Raw genomic sequence first — 16142 nt, 5'->3', positions numbered from 1 at the left:
AAGACAGTGTGAGCCGGGCACCATCGGTGCCCAACGAACCACGCGGGAGGGGCAGAAATGGCAGCGGCCGACGGCCACGACCCGGTGCACCTCTTCGTCGAACGGATGGCCCTCACGTTCGCCGAAGTCGGCTTCCCACGGATGGCCGCCCGGGTGCTGTTCACCGTCATGAGCGCGGACGATCCGCTGACGGCCGCCGAGATCGGCGAACGGCTCGGGGTCAGCGCGGCGGCGGTCAGCGGCGCGGTCCGCTACCTCACCCAGTTCGGCATGCTGATCCGGGAGCCCGTCCCCCGCTCCCGCCGCGACCGTTACCGGATGCCGGAGAACCCCTGGTACGAGGGGACCATCACGAAGACCGCGATCTACAAGACGTTCATCGACGTGGCCGAGGGCGGCATCGGGGCCCTCGGCGCGGACACGCCAGCCGGCGAACGGGTGGCCGAGATGCGGGACTTCTTCCTCTTCGTCCAAGAAGAAATCGACTCACTGGGCGAACGCTGGCGCGTCCGCCGGGCGCAGGCCGGTCACCTGCGCCCGGGTGAGTCAGGCTGAACTGCCCCAGCGGGCCTGCTCCAGCAACTCCATCGCCCGGTCCCGCGCCCCGGAGTCGTCGGAGCGCAGGAGCGTGGTGGCCTCGTCCACCGCGTCGGTGAGCCGCCGCCACTGCGCGTCACGCTCCCGCACCAGGTCCGACTGGGCGGCCAACTGCCGGGTCTTCACCCACAGCTCGACGAAGACCGACACCTTGGCCCGCAGCACCCATGGGTCGAACGGCTTGGTCAGGTAGTCGACGGCACCCACCTGGTAGCCCCGCAGGGCGAGCTGGGCGTCCCGGTCGGCGGCGGTGAGGAAGATGATCGGCACGTGCCGGGTGCGCTCCCGGCGCTTAATGTGGCTGGCCGTCTCGAAGCCGTCCATGTCCGGCATCTGCGCGTCCAGCAGGATCACCGCGAAGTCGTCCACCAGCAGCTGCTTGAGTGCCGCCTCGCCGCTCTCCACGGCCACCGACTGGACCGGCAGGCCCTGGAGGATCGCCTCCAGGGCCATCAGGTTCTCCCGGCGGTCGTCCACGAGCAGCGCCTTGGCCATCTGGGTCACGAAGTCTCCTCGGTGCGGCTGCCGCTGATCCAGGACGACATCAGCTCGATCAGGTCGTCGAGGTCGACCGGCTTGGTGATGTAGTCGCTCCCCCCGGCCGCGAGCGCCGACTCACGGTCGCCCGGCATCGCCTTCGCGGTCAGGAAGACGACGGGAAGGTCGGCGAACCGGTGGTTACGCCGGATCTGCCGGGTCGTCTCGTACCCGTCCTGGTCGGGCATCATGGCGTCCATCAGCACGATGTCCACCTCCGGATGCTCGGCCAGCAGGCGGACGCCGTCCGCCCCGTTGTCCGAGTACAGCACGGTCATGCCGTGCAGCTCCAACGCGCTGGTCAGAGCGAAGACGTTGCGCACGTCGTCGTCCACGATCAGCACCGTGGCCCCGTCCAACTGCCGGGTGGCCGGCGCCTCCGGCCGCTCCGGCAACAGCTCCAGCGGCGGCATGAGCAGCGAAGACGGCAGGCCGGCGCGCTGCGGAGACGGCGGTTGCGGCGCGACGACCGCGTCCGGAGCCAGGACCTGGGGTACGAACAGCGTGAACGTCGAGCCCTGCCCGGGGGCCGACGAGACGGTGATCGTGCCACCGATCAGTCGCGCCAGGTCCCGGCTGATCGACAGACCCAGACCGGTGCCGCCGTAACGGCGGCTGGTCGTGCCGTCCGCCTGCTGGAACGCCTCGAAGATGATCGACAGCTTGTCGTCCGAGATGCCGATCCCGGTGTCGATCACCGTGAACGCGATCACCTGCTGGGCGTTCGTCAGCGCGGGCACGTCGAACACCGCGTTCGGCGCGGCCGGCGCGATCCGCAACGTCACCGCGCCGTTGTCGGTGAACTTCACCGCGTTGGAGAGCAGGTTGCGCAGGATCTGCTGCAACCGCTGCGCGTCGGTCACCAGCGCTGGCGGCAGATCCTTGCTGACGCGTACCTGGAAGTCGAGATTCTTCTCCTCGGCCTGCGGCGCGAACGCCTGCTCGACGAAGCCGCGCAGCTCGGTGAAGCGGATCTCGGTGGGCTCGACATCCATCCGGCCCGCCTCGATCTTGGACAGGTCGAGGATGTCGTCGATCAGGCGCAGCAGGTCGGAGCCGGAGCCGTGGATGGTCCGGGCGAACTCGATCTGCTTCGGGCTGAGGTTCTGCTCCGAGTTCTCCACGAGCAGACGGGCCAGCAACAGCAACGAGTTCAGCGGCGTACGCAGCTCGTGGCTCATGTTGGCCAGGAACTCCGACTTGTACGCCGACGCCCGGGTGAGCTGCTGCGCCTTCTCCTCCAGGCCGAGGCGGGCCAGCTCGATCTCCCGGTTCTTGGTCTCGATGTTGCCCTTCTGCTCGGACAGCAGGGTGGCCTTCTCCTCCAGCTCGGCGTTGGTGCGCTGCAACTCCGCCGACTGCTCCTGCATCTCGTGGGCCAGCCGCTGCGACTGGGCCAGCAGCTCCTCCGTACGCCGGTTGGCCTGGATGGTGTTGACCGCGATGCCGATGGTGAGCACCAGCCGCTCCAGGAACGACAGGTGCAGCTCGGAGAAGGCGGACACGCTGGCGAACTCGATCACCCCGAGCAGCTCCCCCTCGAACAGCACGGGGAGCACCACCAGGTCGGTCGGGGGCGTCTCGGCCAGGCCCGAACGCAGCGTGAGGCGGCTGTTCGGTGGGGCGCTGACCCGGATCGTCCGGCGCGACAGGGCGGTCTGCCCGACCAGCCCCTCGCCCGGCCCGAAGGTGACGTCGTGCCCCCGCGCCACATAGCCGTACGACGAGGTCAACCGCAGCCGCATGCTGCCGTCGGTGTCGTCGGCGAGGAAGAACGCGCCGAGCTGCGCGTCGACCAGCGGAGTCACCTCCGTCATGATCATGCGGCAGACCTCGCCCAGGTCGCGCTGGCCCTGCAACAGGCCACCGATGCGGGCCAGGTTGGAGTCCAGCCAGCCCTGCTCGGCGTTCTTCTTGGTCGTCTCCCGGAGGGTGACGACCATCTGATTGATGTTGTCCTTCAGCTCGGCGACCTCGCCCTGCGCCTTGACGGCGATCCGCTGGGTCAGGTCGCCCCGGGTCACCGACGTGGACACCTGGGCGATCGCCCGTAGCTGGGTGGTCAGCGTCGAGGCGAGCTGGTTGACGTTCTCGGTCAGGTCACGCCAGGTGCCGGAGACGCCCTTGACCTGCGCCTGACCACCCAGCTTGCCCTCGATGCCGACCTCGCGGGCCACCCGGGTCACCTCGTCGGCGAACGACGAGAGCTGGTCCACCATCGTGTTGACGGTCGACTTCAGCTCCAGGATCTCGCCCTGGGCGTCCACCGTGATCTTCTGGCTCAGGTCGCCCTTGGCCACCGCCGTCGTCACCGAGGCGATGTTGCGGACCTGGCTGGTCAGGTTCGAGGCCATCGAGTTCACGTTGTCGGTCAGGTCCCGCCACGTACCGGAGACGCCCTTGACCTGCGCCTGACCACCCAGCTTGCCCTCGGTACCCACCTCACGGGCCAACCGCGTCACCTCGTCGGCGAACGACGAGAGCTGGTCCACCATCGTGTTGACGGTCGACTTCAGCTCCAGGATCTCGCCCCGCGCGTCCACCGTGATCTTCTGCGACAGGTCACCCTTCGCCACCGCCGTCGAGACCTGAGCGATGTTGCGGACCTGGGCGGTCAGGTTCGACGCCATCGAGTTCACGTTGTCCGTCAGGTCCCGCCAGGTGCCGGCGACCCCGCGCACCTGGGCCTGCCCGCCGAGCTTGCCCTCGGTGCCCACCTCACGCGCGACCCGGGTCACCTCGTCGGCGAACGACGAGAGCTGGTCCACCATCGTGTTGACGGTCGACTTCAGCTCCAGGATCTCGCCCCGCGCGTCCACCGTGATCTTCTGCGACAGGTCACCCTTCGCCACCGCCGTCGTCACCGACGCGATGTTGCGGACCTGGCTGGTCAGGTTCGACGCCATCGAGTTCACGTTGTCCGTCAGGTCCCGCCACGTACCGCTGACGCCCTTGACCTGCGCCTGCCCGCCCAGGTTGCCCTCGGTACCGACCTCGCGGGCCACCCGGGTCACCTCGTCGGCGAACGACGAGAGCTGGTCCACCATCGTGTTGACGGTGTTCTTCAGCTCCAGGATCTCGCCCTGCGCATCGACGGTGATCTTCTGCGACAGGTCACCCTTGGCGACAGCCGTGGAGACCTGGGAGATGTTGCGGACCTGGCTGGTCAGGTTGCCGGCCAGCTGGTTGACGTTCTCGGTCAGGTCACGCCAGGTGCCGGACACACCCCGCACCTGCGCCTGACCACCCAGCTTGCCCTCGATGCCGACCTCACGCGCCACCCGCGTGACCTCGTCCGCGAACGACGAGAGCTGGTCCACCATCGTGTTGACGGTGTCCTTCAGCTCCAGGATCTCGCCCTGCGCCGCCACGGTGATCTTCTGCGACAGGTCACCACGGGCCACCGCCGTCGAGACCTGCGCGATGTTACGGACCTGGGCGGTCAGGTTCGACGCCATCGAGTTGACGCTGTCGGTGAGGTCCTTCCAGGTGCCCGCCACGTTCGGCACCTCGGCCTGGCCGCCCAACTTGCCCTCGGTGCCGACCTCACGGGCCACCCGGGTCACCTGCTCGGCGAAGAGCCGCAGCGTGTCCGTGAGGTAGTTCATCGTGGCGGCCAACTCGGCCACCTCACCGCGGGCGCTGACCGTGATCTTCTGCGACAGGTCGCCCTTGGCCACCGCCGTCGCCACCTGCGAGATCGACCGCACCTGGCCGGTGAGGTTCGACGCCATGGTGTTCACCGAGTCGGTGAGGTCCTTCCAGGTGCCGGCGACACCCCGTACGTCGGCCTGGCCGCCCAACTTGCCCTCGGTGCCCACCTCACGGGCCACCCGCGTCACCTCGTTGGAGAACGAGGACAACTGGTCGACCATCGTGTTCACGGTGCGCCCGATGCGCAGGTACTCACCGCGCAGCGGCCGACCGTCGATCTCCAACGCCATGTGCTGGGACAGGTCGCCGTCGGCGACCGCCACGATGACCCGGGCGATCTCGGTCGTGGGCCGGCCCAGATCGTCGATCAGCGAGTTGATCGCCCGTTGCCCCTCCGCCCAGGAGCCGTCCAGCCCTTCGTCGTCGAGCCGTTCGGTGAGCCGGCCGTCCCGACCGACGATCCGGCTGATCCGCCGCAGGTCCAGGTACTGCCGCTCCTGGAGCGAGACCACCTCGTTGAAGGCGTCCGCCACCTCACCCGCCTTGCCGGCGCGGCGGGGCAACCGGACCTTCAGATCACCGCGACGCACCCGTCGCAGCGCCTCGGTCAGCTCACCGAGAAGCGCCTCCTGGTCGGTCGCGGACGGATCCGCGTACGCCTGCTTCGCCGTGGTCATGATGCCTCGCTCACCTGGGGGGGGTCCGTGCCCGTACAGACACACCGGCACCCCATATTGTGCCCGCGCCGGCCGCAGTGCCAGGGTGCGCGACCCGCCGATCGGCCCCGGCGGCCCCCGCGATCCTCGCGCCGGCACCCAACCCGACACAGACGCCGCCGAGTGGCGCTCGTCACGTCGGAGAGGCCGCAGCGCCTCCCGCCGATCCGCGATCGGCTTGGCACCTGGCCGGGGGACGGTAGAGGATACGGGGGTGTCAGCCGAGGCGGGGCCCGCGACGGCCGGGGCCCGGAACGGGGCCGTCCGGCGTGTCCGTCTGCCCGCCGACCGTCGTACGCCCGCCGCCGCCCGCGCGGTCGTCCGCTCCGTCCTCACCGAGGCGCACCTCGACGACCTGGCCAACGAGGCGCTGCTGCTCACCACCGAGCTGACCACCAACGCCGTCGAGCACGCCGGCACGGAACTGGACATCGAGGTCGTGGCGGACGGTGTCGGGCTCTCCGTGACCGTCTCCGACTTCGCGCCCAGCCCCGGCAACGACGAGCTGACCGTCGGCGTCCGCAACGACACGACCGAGATCGACGAAGTCTCCGAGCGAGGTCGCGGACTGCTGCTCGTCGACCACTTCGCCAGCCGCTGGGGCACCACGTACCTGCCGACCGGCAAAGGTGTCTGGTTCCGCCTGGACCGTCCCGGCACCGAGCCGAGCGTCGGCGCCAGCGCCGGCGGCACGTCGGTGGTCGGCGTCCCCGGGGCCGGCGACAGCTCGGCACCGAGCGCGGGCGCGATGAGCGAACTCATGCAGACCGCCCCCGACATGTACGCCGACGACCCGCTGCCGGACTTCGCCGCCAGCCTGCTCAGTCGGGTCGCCGAGATGGTCGGCGCGGCCGGTGGGGCGGTCCGCCTCGACCGGGGCGACGGGCAGGGCCGACAGCTGTTGGCCCGGTTCGGCCGGCAGCCCCGCCCCGACAGCGAACTGCTGCGGGTGCCGCTGACCGTGCACCGCCCGTACAGCGGGGAGTTGGAGCTGGACGCCGCGCCGTCGGCGTACGCCCGCCCGTTGGCGGTGCTCACCGCGGAACGGCTGTCGCTGCACCTGGAGAACGACCGGCTGCGCCGGGCGGACGTCCGCCGGCAGGTGTGGCTGACGTTCCTCGCCGAGGCGAGCGAACTGCTGGCCCAGTCGCTGGACGTCGAGCTGACCATGGCGTTGATCCCGCAGTTGGTGGTGCCCCGCCTCGGCCAGTGGTGCGCCGTGCACACCACCGACGAGTGGGGTCGGCTACGGCTGGCCGCGACCAGCCACGCCGACGAGTCGGTGCTGCCACAACTGCACCGGGTACTGGCGGAGACCGGCCCGGATTCCATCCAGGCCCGACTGCGGGAGGCGTCCCGCAGTGCCGCGCAGATCCCGCTCGGCGGCCCGATGGAGGGTTTCGCGGTCCCGCTGATCGCCCGTGGCCAGCGCCTCGGCACTCTCGCGGTGGGCCGGCACCAACGGCACCGGCACGACCCGGACGAGGTGGCCGTCCTGGAGGACGTGGCCCGGCGGGCCGCGCTGGCGATCGAGAACGCCCGGATCCACGCCGAGCGCCGAAGGGTCGCGCAGACGCTCCAGAAGTCCCTGCTGCCGCCCGTGCTGCCGGTGGTGGAGGGCATCGGCTTCGCCGCCGAGTACGTACCCACGGGCGACGACGCCGAGGTGGGTGGCGACTTCTACGACGTCGTGCCGCTGCCCGACGGGCGCTGGCTCGTGGTGATCGGCGACGTGTCGGGCAAGGGCGTCCAGGCGGCGGCGGTCACCGGGCTCGTCCGGGACGTGATCCGGGTGCTGGTGGGTGACGGCAAGCCGCTGCCGGAGGCGCTGGCCCGGCTCAACGAGACGCTCGTCGAGCGGGGCGGCGGCCGGTACTGCACGTTGGCCCTGGCCGCGGTCGGGCCCGGCGACGGCCACCACCTCGACGTGTCGCTGCACCTGGCCGGGCACGATCGGCCGGTGCTGCTGGCCGGCGCGGGCGGCGCCCGGTTCGTCGGGGTCGGGGGTACGGCGCTGGGTCTGCTCGACACCATCACCTCACCGACGACCGAGATCACGCTCGCCCCCGGCGACTCGCTGATCTTCTATACCGACGGGGTCACCGAGCGGCGGCACGGTCGGGAGCTGTTCGGCACCGACCGGCTACGCGACGCGGCCGCGCCGCTGGCCGGCTACTCCGCCGACGTGGTCGCCGCGCGCCTGCGCGCCGCCGCCATCAACTTCTCGGTCGAGCCACCCCGGGACGACATCGCCGTCCTGGTCCTCCGCAACGACGCGGTCTGATCGCACGGCCTCACGGGCCGGCGCGGCCTCACGGGCCGGCGCAGCCTCACGGGGCCGGCGCGGCGTCACGGGGCCTCCCCAGCGTGCTGGACGGCCGCACAGGTCAGCGCGCCTCACAGACCGCCGGGGAGGCGACCGGGGGCCAGGCGACGGTCCGGGTCGAGGTGCTCTTTCGCGGCGCGGAGCTGGACCAGGCCCGCCAGCTCGCCCCACAGGTCGACGGCCTGCCGGACCGCGGCCGGGGCGGAGACGACCACGCAGCGGCCCTGCCGGGCCAGCAGCACACCCCGGACGGCAGCCAGGATGGACGCCACCCGGTCGGGCGCCACCGCGCCGGGCAGGGCCGCGTGCACCACGCCCAGACCGGCCGAGCCCCGCACCGGCACGGGTGCGCCGGCCGCGTCGCGCAACGCGTACACGGCGGCGTGCAGATCACTGATCGGCACCTCCAGGCGTAGTGCCGTGTCGCCGGGCGCGAAGGGGTAACGACGCCACCATGGCGGCGCCGAGTTGGTCACCGTCGCCTCGCCGTGCAGCAGGCCGACCAGGCGCTCGGCGCGTTCGTTCACCTCGGCCGGGCCGCCTTCGAGCAGTACGACGAGGCTGCCCGCCCGGGACGGGGCCCCGGACCGGCCCGACATCGACGGGTGGCGCTCGCGGGCGGTGGCGGACGGATGGCCCGGCGGGTACACGGTGCGTGGCCGGGGCAGGCCACCGGGCAGGTCCAGCTCGATGGCCGCCGGGTCGAGGCGGGCGGCGAGGATCGACCGGATCAGCTCATGGACCTCCAGCGGGGTCCACACCGGCCGGGACACCCACAGCCGGCTGGCCGGCACCGGCTGCACCCGCAGGCTCGCCGAGACCAGCACGCCGAGCGCACCCTGCGAACCACACAGCAGTCGGGCCAGGTCGAGCCCCGGCGCGCCGCCGCCGGCACTGACCAGCTCACCGTCGGCGGCCAGATAGCGGACGCCGACGAGCTGGTCGCACGGGCTGCCGTGGCGGTGCCGCAGTGGACCGGCCTCCCCGGCGGCGAGCACCCCGCCGAGGGTCGCGCCGGGCGAGGCGGTGTCCATGGCGAGCCGCTGCCCGGTGCGCTCCAGAGTGGCCTGTACCGCCCGCAGTGGAGTGCCCGCACCCACCTCGACCACCGGGGCGCCCACCGGCTCGTGGCCGATGCCGGCCAGCCGGCCCGTGTCGAGCAGGATGTCGACCTGGGTCGGGGTGGCCCCCCAGTCGATCTTCGTGCCGGCGCCCCGGGGAACCACCGTCAGGTCGTGGGCAGCGGCCAGCCGCAGCACCTCGGCCGCGGCGTGCGGACCGCCGGGCACCGCCACCCAGCGGGCGGGCCGCCCGGCCACCTCGTCGGCCGGGCCGGCGAGTCGGGCGAACGGCGGACCGCAGATCGCGGTCAATCGTCGGGTGATCTCGATGGCTCCGGACCGGCCGAGGGAACTCGCTGCTGCCGCCATGCCGGCTATCGTACATGTGTTCTAAAGACGAGGTGGTGGTGTTCGGGAAGCCACTGGTCCGGCACGGAGGGTGAGCCGGCCGGTAACGTGGCCGCCGTGACCACCGAGACTGCCCCGCCCGCGGCGAAGCGGGTGCCCACCGAGCGCACCCACCACGGCGACACCGTCGTCGACGAGTACGCCTGGCTCGCCGCCAAGGACGATCCGGAGACGATCGCCTACCTGACCGCCGAGAACGCGTACACCGAGGAGCGCACCGCGCACCTGGCCGCCCTGCGCGCGGAGCTGTTCGAGGAGACCCGCCAGCGCACCCTCGAGACGGACCTGTCGGTGCCCACCCGCAAGGGCGGGTACTGGTACTACACCCGGACGATCGAGGGCCAGCAGTACGGGGTGCACTGCCGGCGCGCGGTTCGCGACGGCGAGTCCGACCCGCCGGTCAGCGCCGACGGCGCCCCGCTCGACGGCGAGGAGGTGCTGCTCGACGGCAACCTGCTGGCCGAGGGGCACGACTTCTTCTCGCTGGGCGCGTTCGACGTGAGCCCGGACGGGCGTTGGCTGGCGTACTCGACGGACTTCTCCGGCGACGAGCGCTTCACCCTGCGCGTCAAGGACCTGAGCACCGGGGAGCTGCTGCCCGACGAGGTGCCGGACACCTTCTACGGCACCGCCTGGTCGGCCGACGCGTCGGTGCTGTTCTACGTGACGGTCGACGACGCCTGGCGGCCGAACCGGGTCTGGCGGCACACCATCGGCTCCACCGCCTCCGACGACCAGGTGGTGCACCAGGAGGACGACGAGCGGTTCTGGGTGGGCGTCGAGCTGACCCGGTCGGAGAAGTTCATCCTCGTCGACATCCACAGCAAGATCACCAGCGAGGTGCTGGTGATCCCGGCCGGCAACCCCACCGGCACGCCGGCCGTGATCGCGCCCCGCCGGCAGGGCGTCGAGTACGCGGTGGAGCACCACGGCCACCGCTTCCTGATCCTGCACAACGACGGCGCGGAGGACTTCGCGCTCGCGTACACCTCGGCGGACGTGCCCGGCGACTGGGTGCCGCTCATCGACCACACCCCCGGCACCCGGCTGGAAGCGGTGGACGCGTTCGCGAACCACCTGGTGGTGTCGCTGCGCACCGACGGACTCACCGGGCTACGGGTGCTGCCGGTGGGCGGCGGCGACGCGTACGACATCGACTTCCCCGAGCCGCTCTACAGCGTAGGCCTGGACGCCAACCCGGAGTACCGCACCGGGCAGGTCCGGCTGCGCTACTCGTCGCTGGTCACGCCCGACTCGGTGTACGACTACGACCTGGTCACCCGGCAGATGGTGCTGCGCAAGCAGAAGCCGGTGCTGCCCGGCCCGGACGGCCGACCGTACGACCCGGCCGAGTACGAGCAGCACCGCGACTGGGCGCTCGCCGACGACGGCACCCGGGTGCCGATCTCGCTGGTCTGCCGGGTCGGCACGCCCCGGGACGGCTCGGCCCCCTGCGAGCTGTACGGCTACGGCTCGTACGAGGCCAGCATGGACCCGTGGTTCTCGGTGGCCCGACTGTCCCTGCTGGACCGGGGCGTGGTCTTCGCCGTGGCGCACACCCGTGGCGGCGGCGAGCTGGGCCGACGCTGGTACGACCAGGGCAAGATGCTGGCCAAGAAGAACACGTTCACCGACTTCGTGGCCTGCGCCCGGCACCTGGTCAAGGCCGGTTGGACGGCCAGCGACCGGCTGGTGGCCCGGGGCGCGTCGGCCGGCGGCCTGCTGATGGGCGCGGTCGCCAACCTCGCCCCGGACGCGTTCACGGGGATCGTGGCGCAGGTGCCGTTCGTGGACGCGCTCACCTCCATCCTCGACCCGTCGCTGCCGCTGACCGTCACCGAGTGGGAGGAGTGGGGCAACCCGCTCGAAGACCCCGAGGTGTACGCGTACATGAAGTCGTACACGCCGTACGAGAACGTCGCGGCCGTGGACTACCCGGCGATCCTCGCGGTGACCAGCCTCAACGACACGCGGGTGCTCTACTCCGAGCCGGCGAAGTGGATCGCGCGGCTGCGGGCGACCGCGCCGCAGGGCGACTACCTGCTCAAGACCGAGATGGGCGCCGGCCACGGCGGTCCGAGCGGTCGCTACGACGCCTGGCGCGAGGAGGCGTTCATCAACGCCTGGATCCTGGACCGCCTGGGCCGCGCCTGACGCTCGATCCCGGATGTGGTGGCAACGATCCACCACATCCGGGAAACAGCGCTCACCGCTGGCCGGCGCCGATCAGCGCGGCGACCTCACCGGTACGCACCATGCGCTGCCAGCGCAGCCGGTTGCCGATCAGCGCGGTCACCACCGACTGCACCACCACCAGGTACATCAGTTGCCGGTAGATCACCTGCTGGAACGGCAGCGCCCACAGCGGTCCGTACCGCTCCCGGTCGAGGCGCAGCGCGTACCCGGCGGTGGCCGCCTGGAGCAGGAGCAGACCGACCCAGGCCAACGCCAGGGTCGACCACGGCAGGAAGAGCAGGCCGTACACGGCGAACACGTCAACCGCCGGCGCGGTCAGCGGCAACACGACCTGGAAGACCGTGAGGTACGGCAGACCGCGTCGACCGAGCTTGCCGCCCGCGCCCGACTCGCGCAGCGCGTGCCGGTGCTTCCACATCGCCTGCATCGTCCCGTAGCACCAGCGGTAGCGCTGTCGCCAGAGCTGACGCAGCGACGAGGGCGCCTCGGTCCAGGCGATCGCGGCCTCCTCGTACACCACCCGCCAGCCGGCCCGGAGCACCTTCATGGTCAGGTCGGTGTCCTCGGCCAGCGTGTCCGACGGCACGCCGCCCACTCGCAGCAGCACCTCACGCCGGAATGCGCCGATCGCGCCGGGGATCGTCGGCATGCACTCCAGGACGTCGTACATCCGCCGGTCGAGGTTGAAGCCGATGACGTACTCCAGGTGCTGCCAGCGGCCGAGCAGGCGACGGCGGTTGGCGACCTTCGTGTTGCCGCTGATCGCGCCGACCGACGGATCGGCGAACCCCTGCACCAACCGGTACACGGTGTCCGGCTGGAAGACGGTGTCCCCGTCCACCAACACCAGCAGGTTCGCCCGGGCGGCCCGGATGCCGGTGTTCAGCGCCGCCGGCTTGCCGGCGTTGGCCTGCCGGATCACGCGTACCCCGCGGAGCCGCATCCGCTCGACGATGTCGGCGGTGCCGTCGTCCGACCCGTCGTCGACCACGATCACCTCCAGTGCCGGGTACGCGCTGGCCAACAGCGAGCGGACGGTGGCCGCGATGTTCGCGGCCTCGTTGTACGCCGGCACGATCACCGACACCGGGGCGCGTACCTCCGGGCGGGTGTGCCGGGGTCGGCGTACCCGACGCACATGCCGCTGCGCGCAGACCACCTGCACCACCAGGCGTGCCACGCCGAGCACCAGGGCCACGGCCAGCAACAGGTTCATCGCCTGCGCCGACCAGTGTGCGGCGCGTTGGGTCCACCGCAGCGCCGTACCGCTGAGGCGGCTACCGGCGGGGGCGGCGACCATCGACGGCGCGGCGTCGATGCCGGCGGAGACGGTGGTGAACCGATAGCCCTGATCGGTCAGCGCCGGCAGCAGCCGGTCCAGCGCGGCCACCGTCTGCGCCCGGTCCCCGCCGCCGTCGTGCATCAGCACCACCGCGCCCGCCCCCGTTTCGGGGTGGCGGCCCGCGCGATCGCATCGACGCCGGGACGCTGCCAGTCCCTGGTGTCCTGGTCGGCGAGGACCGCGACGTGCCCTTCGCCGGCAGCGGCGCGCAACGCGTCGTACTCGGGCCCGGTCAGCGCGTTCGGCACCGACGAGAACGGCGGCCGCAGCAGGGTGACCTCCCGACCGGTGGCGCCGGCGATCGCCTTACGGGTCAACGAGAGTTCGAGCTCACGCCGCCACGGCGGGGCGGCGGCGAGGTCCGCGTGGGTGAAGGTGTGCGACCCGATCTCGTGGCCCTCGGCGATGATCCGCCGGACCAGCTCCGGATGCTCGTTCACCCGGGCGCCGACCACGAAGAAGGTGGCGTGCGCGCCGTGCCGGCGCAGCACGTCGAGCACCTGCGGGGTCCAGCGCGGGTCGGGTCCGTCGTCGAACGTCAACGCGATGGTCCGATCCGGCAGGGCCCGGCTGACCGGCTCGTCCCCGTCCAGCCGCAGCACCGGCCCGCCCGTACCGACCCCGGGAGGCACGCCGGCGCCGGAGCCCTCGGCGGGCGCCGGGCCGGAGCCGCCGGCGATGCCGGTTACCAGGCCGTTCACGGTGAGCGCCGCGAGCAGCAGGAGCAGCCCGAGCAGCAGCAGGAGCCAGTGTGCCCGCGGGTCGCGCCGGGCCACGTGTCGCGCCCTCGTCACTGCGGCTTACCCGGCGGCCGGCTCGGCTTCGCGGTGTTGCGGTGTTCGTCGCCTCGGCCCGGCTGGGCGCTGGCGGACGGCGTCACGGTGATGGTGGAAGGCGGCGAGGACCGTCGCGCGCTGACGGTCGCCGTGGGGCCGGGCACCGGCGGCGACGTACGGGTCACCTCCGGGGGCGCGGCCGGACCGAGGGACGCCCGTGGCTGGTCGACCCCGTCCACGCCGGCCTCCACCGGCCGGGGTGCCCGGGTGTCGTCGGACCAACCCGGCAGCGGCACGGACGTGTCCATGAAGAGCCCCGCCGCGATCAGCCCAAGGCTGGTCAGCAGGCCGAGGCCCATGGCGGTACCGGCGACGACGGTCAGCCGACGGCGACGGCCGGTCCCGTCGACGAACACCGGCGGGGCAGCCCCGGGTTGGTTGTGCATCTGGAGTAGCTCCCACCGTCACCCGCGGCACGGACCGTCCGTTCCGTGACGGGGAACCCGATGGTCGGGCTCCCGATGCGCACAGCGGCACCGCAGGCTGCGGCGTTACATCGCTCAGGCCGACACCGACCGTCACCAGGCCCGCCGCCAGGGCGCCGGGACCGAGCCAGGCCAGCTGCTCCAGAGGTACGGCGACAGTCCGCTCTGTGGCAGCGGTCCGCACGACCCGGGTGTACTGGTCGCGGGTGGCCGGGTCGTCGCAGAGCGCCGCGGTGGCGTTGCACACCAGCCTCGACGATGCGCTCCTGGTGAGCCCCACCCCACCCCACCCCACCCCACCCCGCCCCGCCCCGCCCCGCCCCGCCCCGCCCCGCCCCGCCCCGCCCCGCCCCGCCCCGCCCCGCCCCGCCCCGCCCCGCCCCGCCCCGGGTGATCATGAAGTTATTGCCCCGACACGCCGATCCGGCGGGCAATAATTTCATGATCACCGGCGCAAATGGGGCCGGGACCGGCCGGCAGCCGGGGTGGGGTGGGGTGGGGTGGGTCAGTGGCGGCGGAGGACTACTACGGCTACGTCGTCCTGGATCTTGTCGGGGGCCAGTTCGACCAGGAGGCGGGCGCAGAAGTCGTCGAGGCTCGCGTCCACCGTGGCCGACACCGCGGCCAGCGCGGCAAGCCCCTCGTCGATGGTGGTGTCCCGGCGCTCGATCAGCCCGTCGGTGTAGAACACCAGCGTCGCGCCGGTCGGCAGGACGAACTCCAGATCGGCCGGTCGGGGCGCACGGACGCCGAGCAGGGGCGCCGAGTGCTGCACGAACTCGACCTTGCCGTCCCGGTGCAGCAGCGGCGGCAGGTGACCGGCGCTGGCCAGCCGGACCCGTCCGCTCGGCGGGTGCAGCAGCAGGACGCAGAGCGTGGCCAGTTCGTTCGGCAGCAGGGTACGCATAAGCTCGTTGACCCGGTGCAGGATCTCGCCGGGTTGGTGCCCCTCGACGGCGTACGCCCGCACCGCGTGCCGCAGCTCGGCCATCACGGTGGCCGCGTGCAGCGAGTGGCCGGCCACGTCCCCGATCGCCAGCAGGAGGTGTCCGTCGAGCATCACCAGCTCGTAGAAGTCGCCGCCCACCTCGGTCTGCGCGCTCGCGGGCTCGTAGCGCACCGCGAGGTCCAGGCCGGCGATGGTGGGCAGGCTGCGCGGGAGCAGGCTGCGTTGGAGGGTGACCGCGATCCGGTGCTCCTCGTCGAAGGAGCGCTGGGCCTCGACGGCCGCCGCCACGGCCTGGGCGAGCTGCACGAGCACCGGTGTCCGGGCGGTCTGGGTGGCGGTGGGTACGACCACGTAGAGCGGCGCGCGGTCCTCCCGTAGCCGGGCCGCGGCCACGGTCACCGTGTCGTCCGGGGGCCAGCTGAGCAGCCCCCAGTTCTCCGGCGATTCCACCCGTACGGTGGCCCCGGTGGGCACTCCGGTGTCGTCGACGACCCACGGCACGACGGCGGCGTCCGCGCCGGGGCCGGCGCAGACACCAGCGATGCAGTCACCGTCGAACGTCTCGGCGATCACGGCGGCGGGGCTCTTGAAGATCTGCGCGGCACCTTCCGCGGCGACCTCGAGCAGTCGCCCGAACGTCGACGCGGCGTGCACCGCGACGGTGGTGTCGGCGAGGCCGAGCAGCCGCTCGGCGAGCAGTTCGGCACGCTGCCGGGCCTGGTAGTAGCGCAGCACCGCCCGGGAGGTGGCGATCAGCTCCTCCGGCTCGATCGGCTCGGCCAGGTACGCGTCCGCCCCCCGGGTCAGGCCCTGGGCGCGGTCGGCGACGTCCACGGCGTGCGCGGAGACGTGGATCACCGGCATCGCCGGGTGCGCCGCCTTGATCCGCTCGCACACCTCGTAGCCGCTCAGGTCGGGCAGCCGCACGTCCAGCACCACGAGGTCGATGCGGTCCGTCTCGACCCGGGTCAGCGCCTCGGTGCCGCTCTCCGCTTCGAGCACGGTGTAGCCGGCCCGGGTGAGCCAGCTGACCAGCAGGTAACGCTTGGTACGACTGTCATCGACCACCAGGACGGTCGTCGGCCCGCCGTCCAC

Annotated in this window: 10 protein-coding genes; 3 read left to right on the top strand and 7 right to left on the bottom strand. The window is 72.1% G+C overall.

From position 1 onward, the window contains the following. Positions 1-57: 57 nt before the first annotated feature. The gene (locus tag ACN269_RS21260; protein WP_421474058.1) at positions 58-555 is read left to right on the top strand and encodes a GbsR/MarR family transcriptional regulator; all 498 of its coding nucleotides are present in this window, start codon (positions 58-60) and stop codon (positions 553-555) included. On the opposite strand, the gene ACN269_RS21255 is transcribed toward ACN269_RS21260, so the two are convergent. Beyond that, positions 547-1101, bottom strand: coding sequence for a response regulator (locus tag ACN269_RS21255; protein WP_421474057.1), 555 nt, complete (start codon positions 1099-1101; stop codon positions 547-549). The two genes, ACN269_RS21260 and ACN269_RS21255, sit on opposite strands and share 9 nt — an antisense overlap. Further along, on the bottom strand, positions 1098-5465 hold the full coding sequence (locus tag ACN269_RS21250; RefSeq protein WP_421474056.1) for a HAMP domain-containing protein: 4368 nt from the start codon (positions 5463-5465) through the stop codon (positions 1098-1100). Before ACN269_RS21250 ends, ACN269_RS21255 begins: the two co-directional genes overlap by 4 nt. Before the next feature lie 253 nt (positions 5466-5718). On the opposite strand from ACN269_RS21250, the gene ACN269_RS21245 reads away from it, so the two are divergent. Continuing rightward, positions 5719-7788 (top strand): SpoIIE family protein phosphatase, encoded by a 2070-nt coding sequence (locus ACN269_RS21245; RefSeq protein WP_421474055.1) that lies wholly within the window; start codon positions 5719-5721, stop codon positions 7786-7788. A 113-nt stretch (positions 7789-7901) separates the two neighbouring features. Here ACN269_RS21245 and ACN269_RS21240 read toward each other — a convergent pair whose 3' ends face one another. Continuing rightward, on the bottom strand, positions 7902-9260 hold the full coding sequence (locus ACN269_RS21240) for an FAD-binding oxidoreductase (protein ID WP_421474054.1): 1359 nt from the start codon (positions 9258-9260) through the stop codon (positions 7902-7904). 96 nt (positions 9261-9356) lie between these two features. Here ACN269_RS21240 and ACN269_RS21235 point away from each other — a divergent pair, with 96 nt between their 5' ends. Further along, positions 9357-11453 carry a S9 family peptidase gene (locus tag ACN269_RS21235; RefSeq protein WP_421474053.1) on the top strand — a complete coding sequence of 699 codons (2097 nt, stop codon included), beginning with the start codon at positions 9357-9359 and terminating at the stop codon, positions 11451-11453. Positions 11454-11505: 52 nt separating this feature from the next. On the opposite strand, the gene ACN269_RS21230 is transcribed toward ACN269_RS21235, so the two are convergent. The 4 genes from ACN269_RS21230 to ACN269_RS21215 form a co-directional block, all read right to left on the bottom strand. Then, positions 11506-12918, bottom strand: coding sequence for a bifunctional polysaccharide deacetylase/glycosyltransferase family 2 protein (locus ACN269_RS21230; RefSeq protein WP_421474052.1), 1413 nt, complete (start codon positions 12916-12918; stop codon positions 11506-11508). Continuing rightward, positions 12918-13631 (bottom strand): polysaccharide deacetylase family protein, encoded by a 714-nt coding sequence (locus tag ACN269_RS21225; RefSeq protein WP_421474051.1) that lies wholly within the window; start codon positions 13629-13631, stop codon positions 12918-12920. The genes ACN269_RS21230 and ACN269_RS21225 overlap by 1 nt, the downstream gene beginning before the upstream one ends. Continuing rightward, complete coding sequence (locus ACN269_RS21220; RefSeq protein ID WP_421474050.1) at positions 13628-14059, bottom strand: hypothetical protein; 432 nt, start codon at positions 14057-14059, stop codon at positions 13628-13630. The genes ACN269_RS21225 and ACN269_RS21220 overlap by 4 nt, the downstream gene beginning before the upstream one ends. 544 nt (positions 14060-14603) lie before the next feature. Beyond that, a complete protein-coding gene (locus tag ACN269_RS21215) occupies positions 14604-16142 on the bottom strand; it encodes a SpoIIE family protein phosphatase (RefSeq protein WP_421476472.1) in 1539 nt (512 codons plus the stop codon).

This window comes from Micromonospora sp. WMMD736 (assembly GCF_049179015.1).
Classification (GTDB): domain Bacteria; phylum Actinomycetota; class Actinomycetes; order Mycobacteriales; family Micromonosporaceae; genus Micromonospora.
This window is presented reverse-complemented; position numbering and strand designations above follow the sequence as displayed.

Coding starts and splice junctions, on each gene's coding strand:
- ACN269_RS21260 (WP_421474058.1), top strand. CDS start 58: ATGGCAGCGGCCGACGGCCACGACCCGGTGCACCTCTTCGTCGAACGG.
- ACN269_RS21250 (WP_421474056.1), bottom strand. CDS start 5,465: ATGACCACGGCGAAGCAGGCGTACGCGGATCCGTCCGCGACCGACCAG.
- ACN269_RS21240 (WP_421474054.1), bottom strand. CDS start 9,260: ATGGCGGCAGCAGCGAGTTCCCTCGGCCGGTCCGGAGCCATCGAGATC.
- ACN269_RS21230 (WP_421474052.1), bottom strand. CDS start 12,918: ATGCACGACGGCGGCGGGGACCGGGCGCAGACGGTGGCCGCGCTGGAC.
- ACN269_RS21220 (WP_421474050.1), bottom strand. CDS start 14,059: ATGCACAACCAACCCGGGGCTGCCCCGCCGGTGTTCGTCGACGGGACC.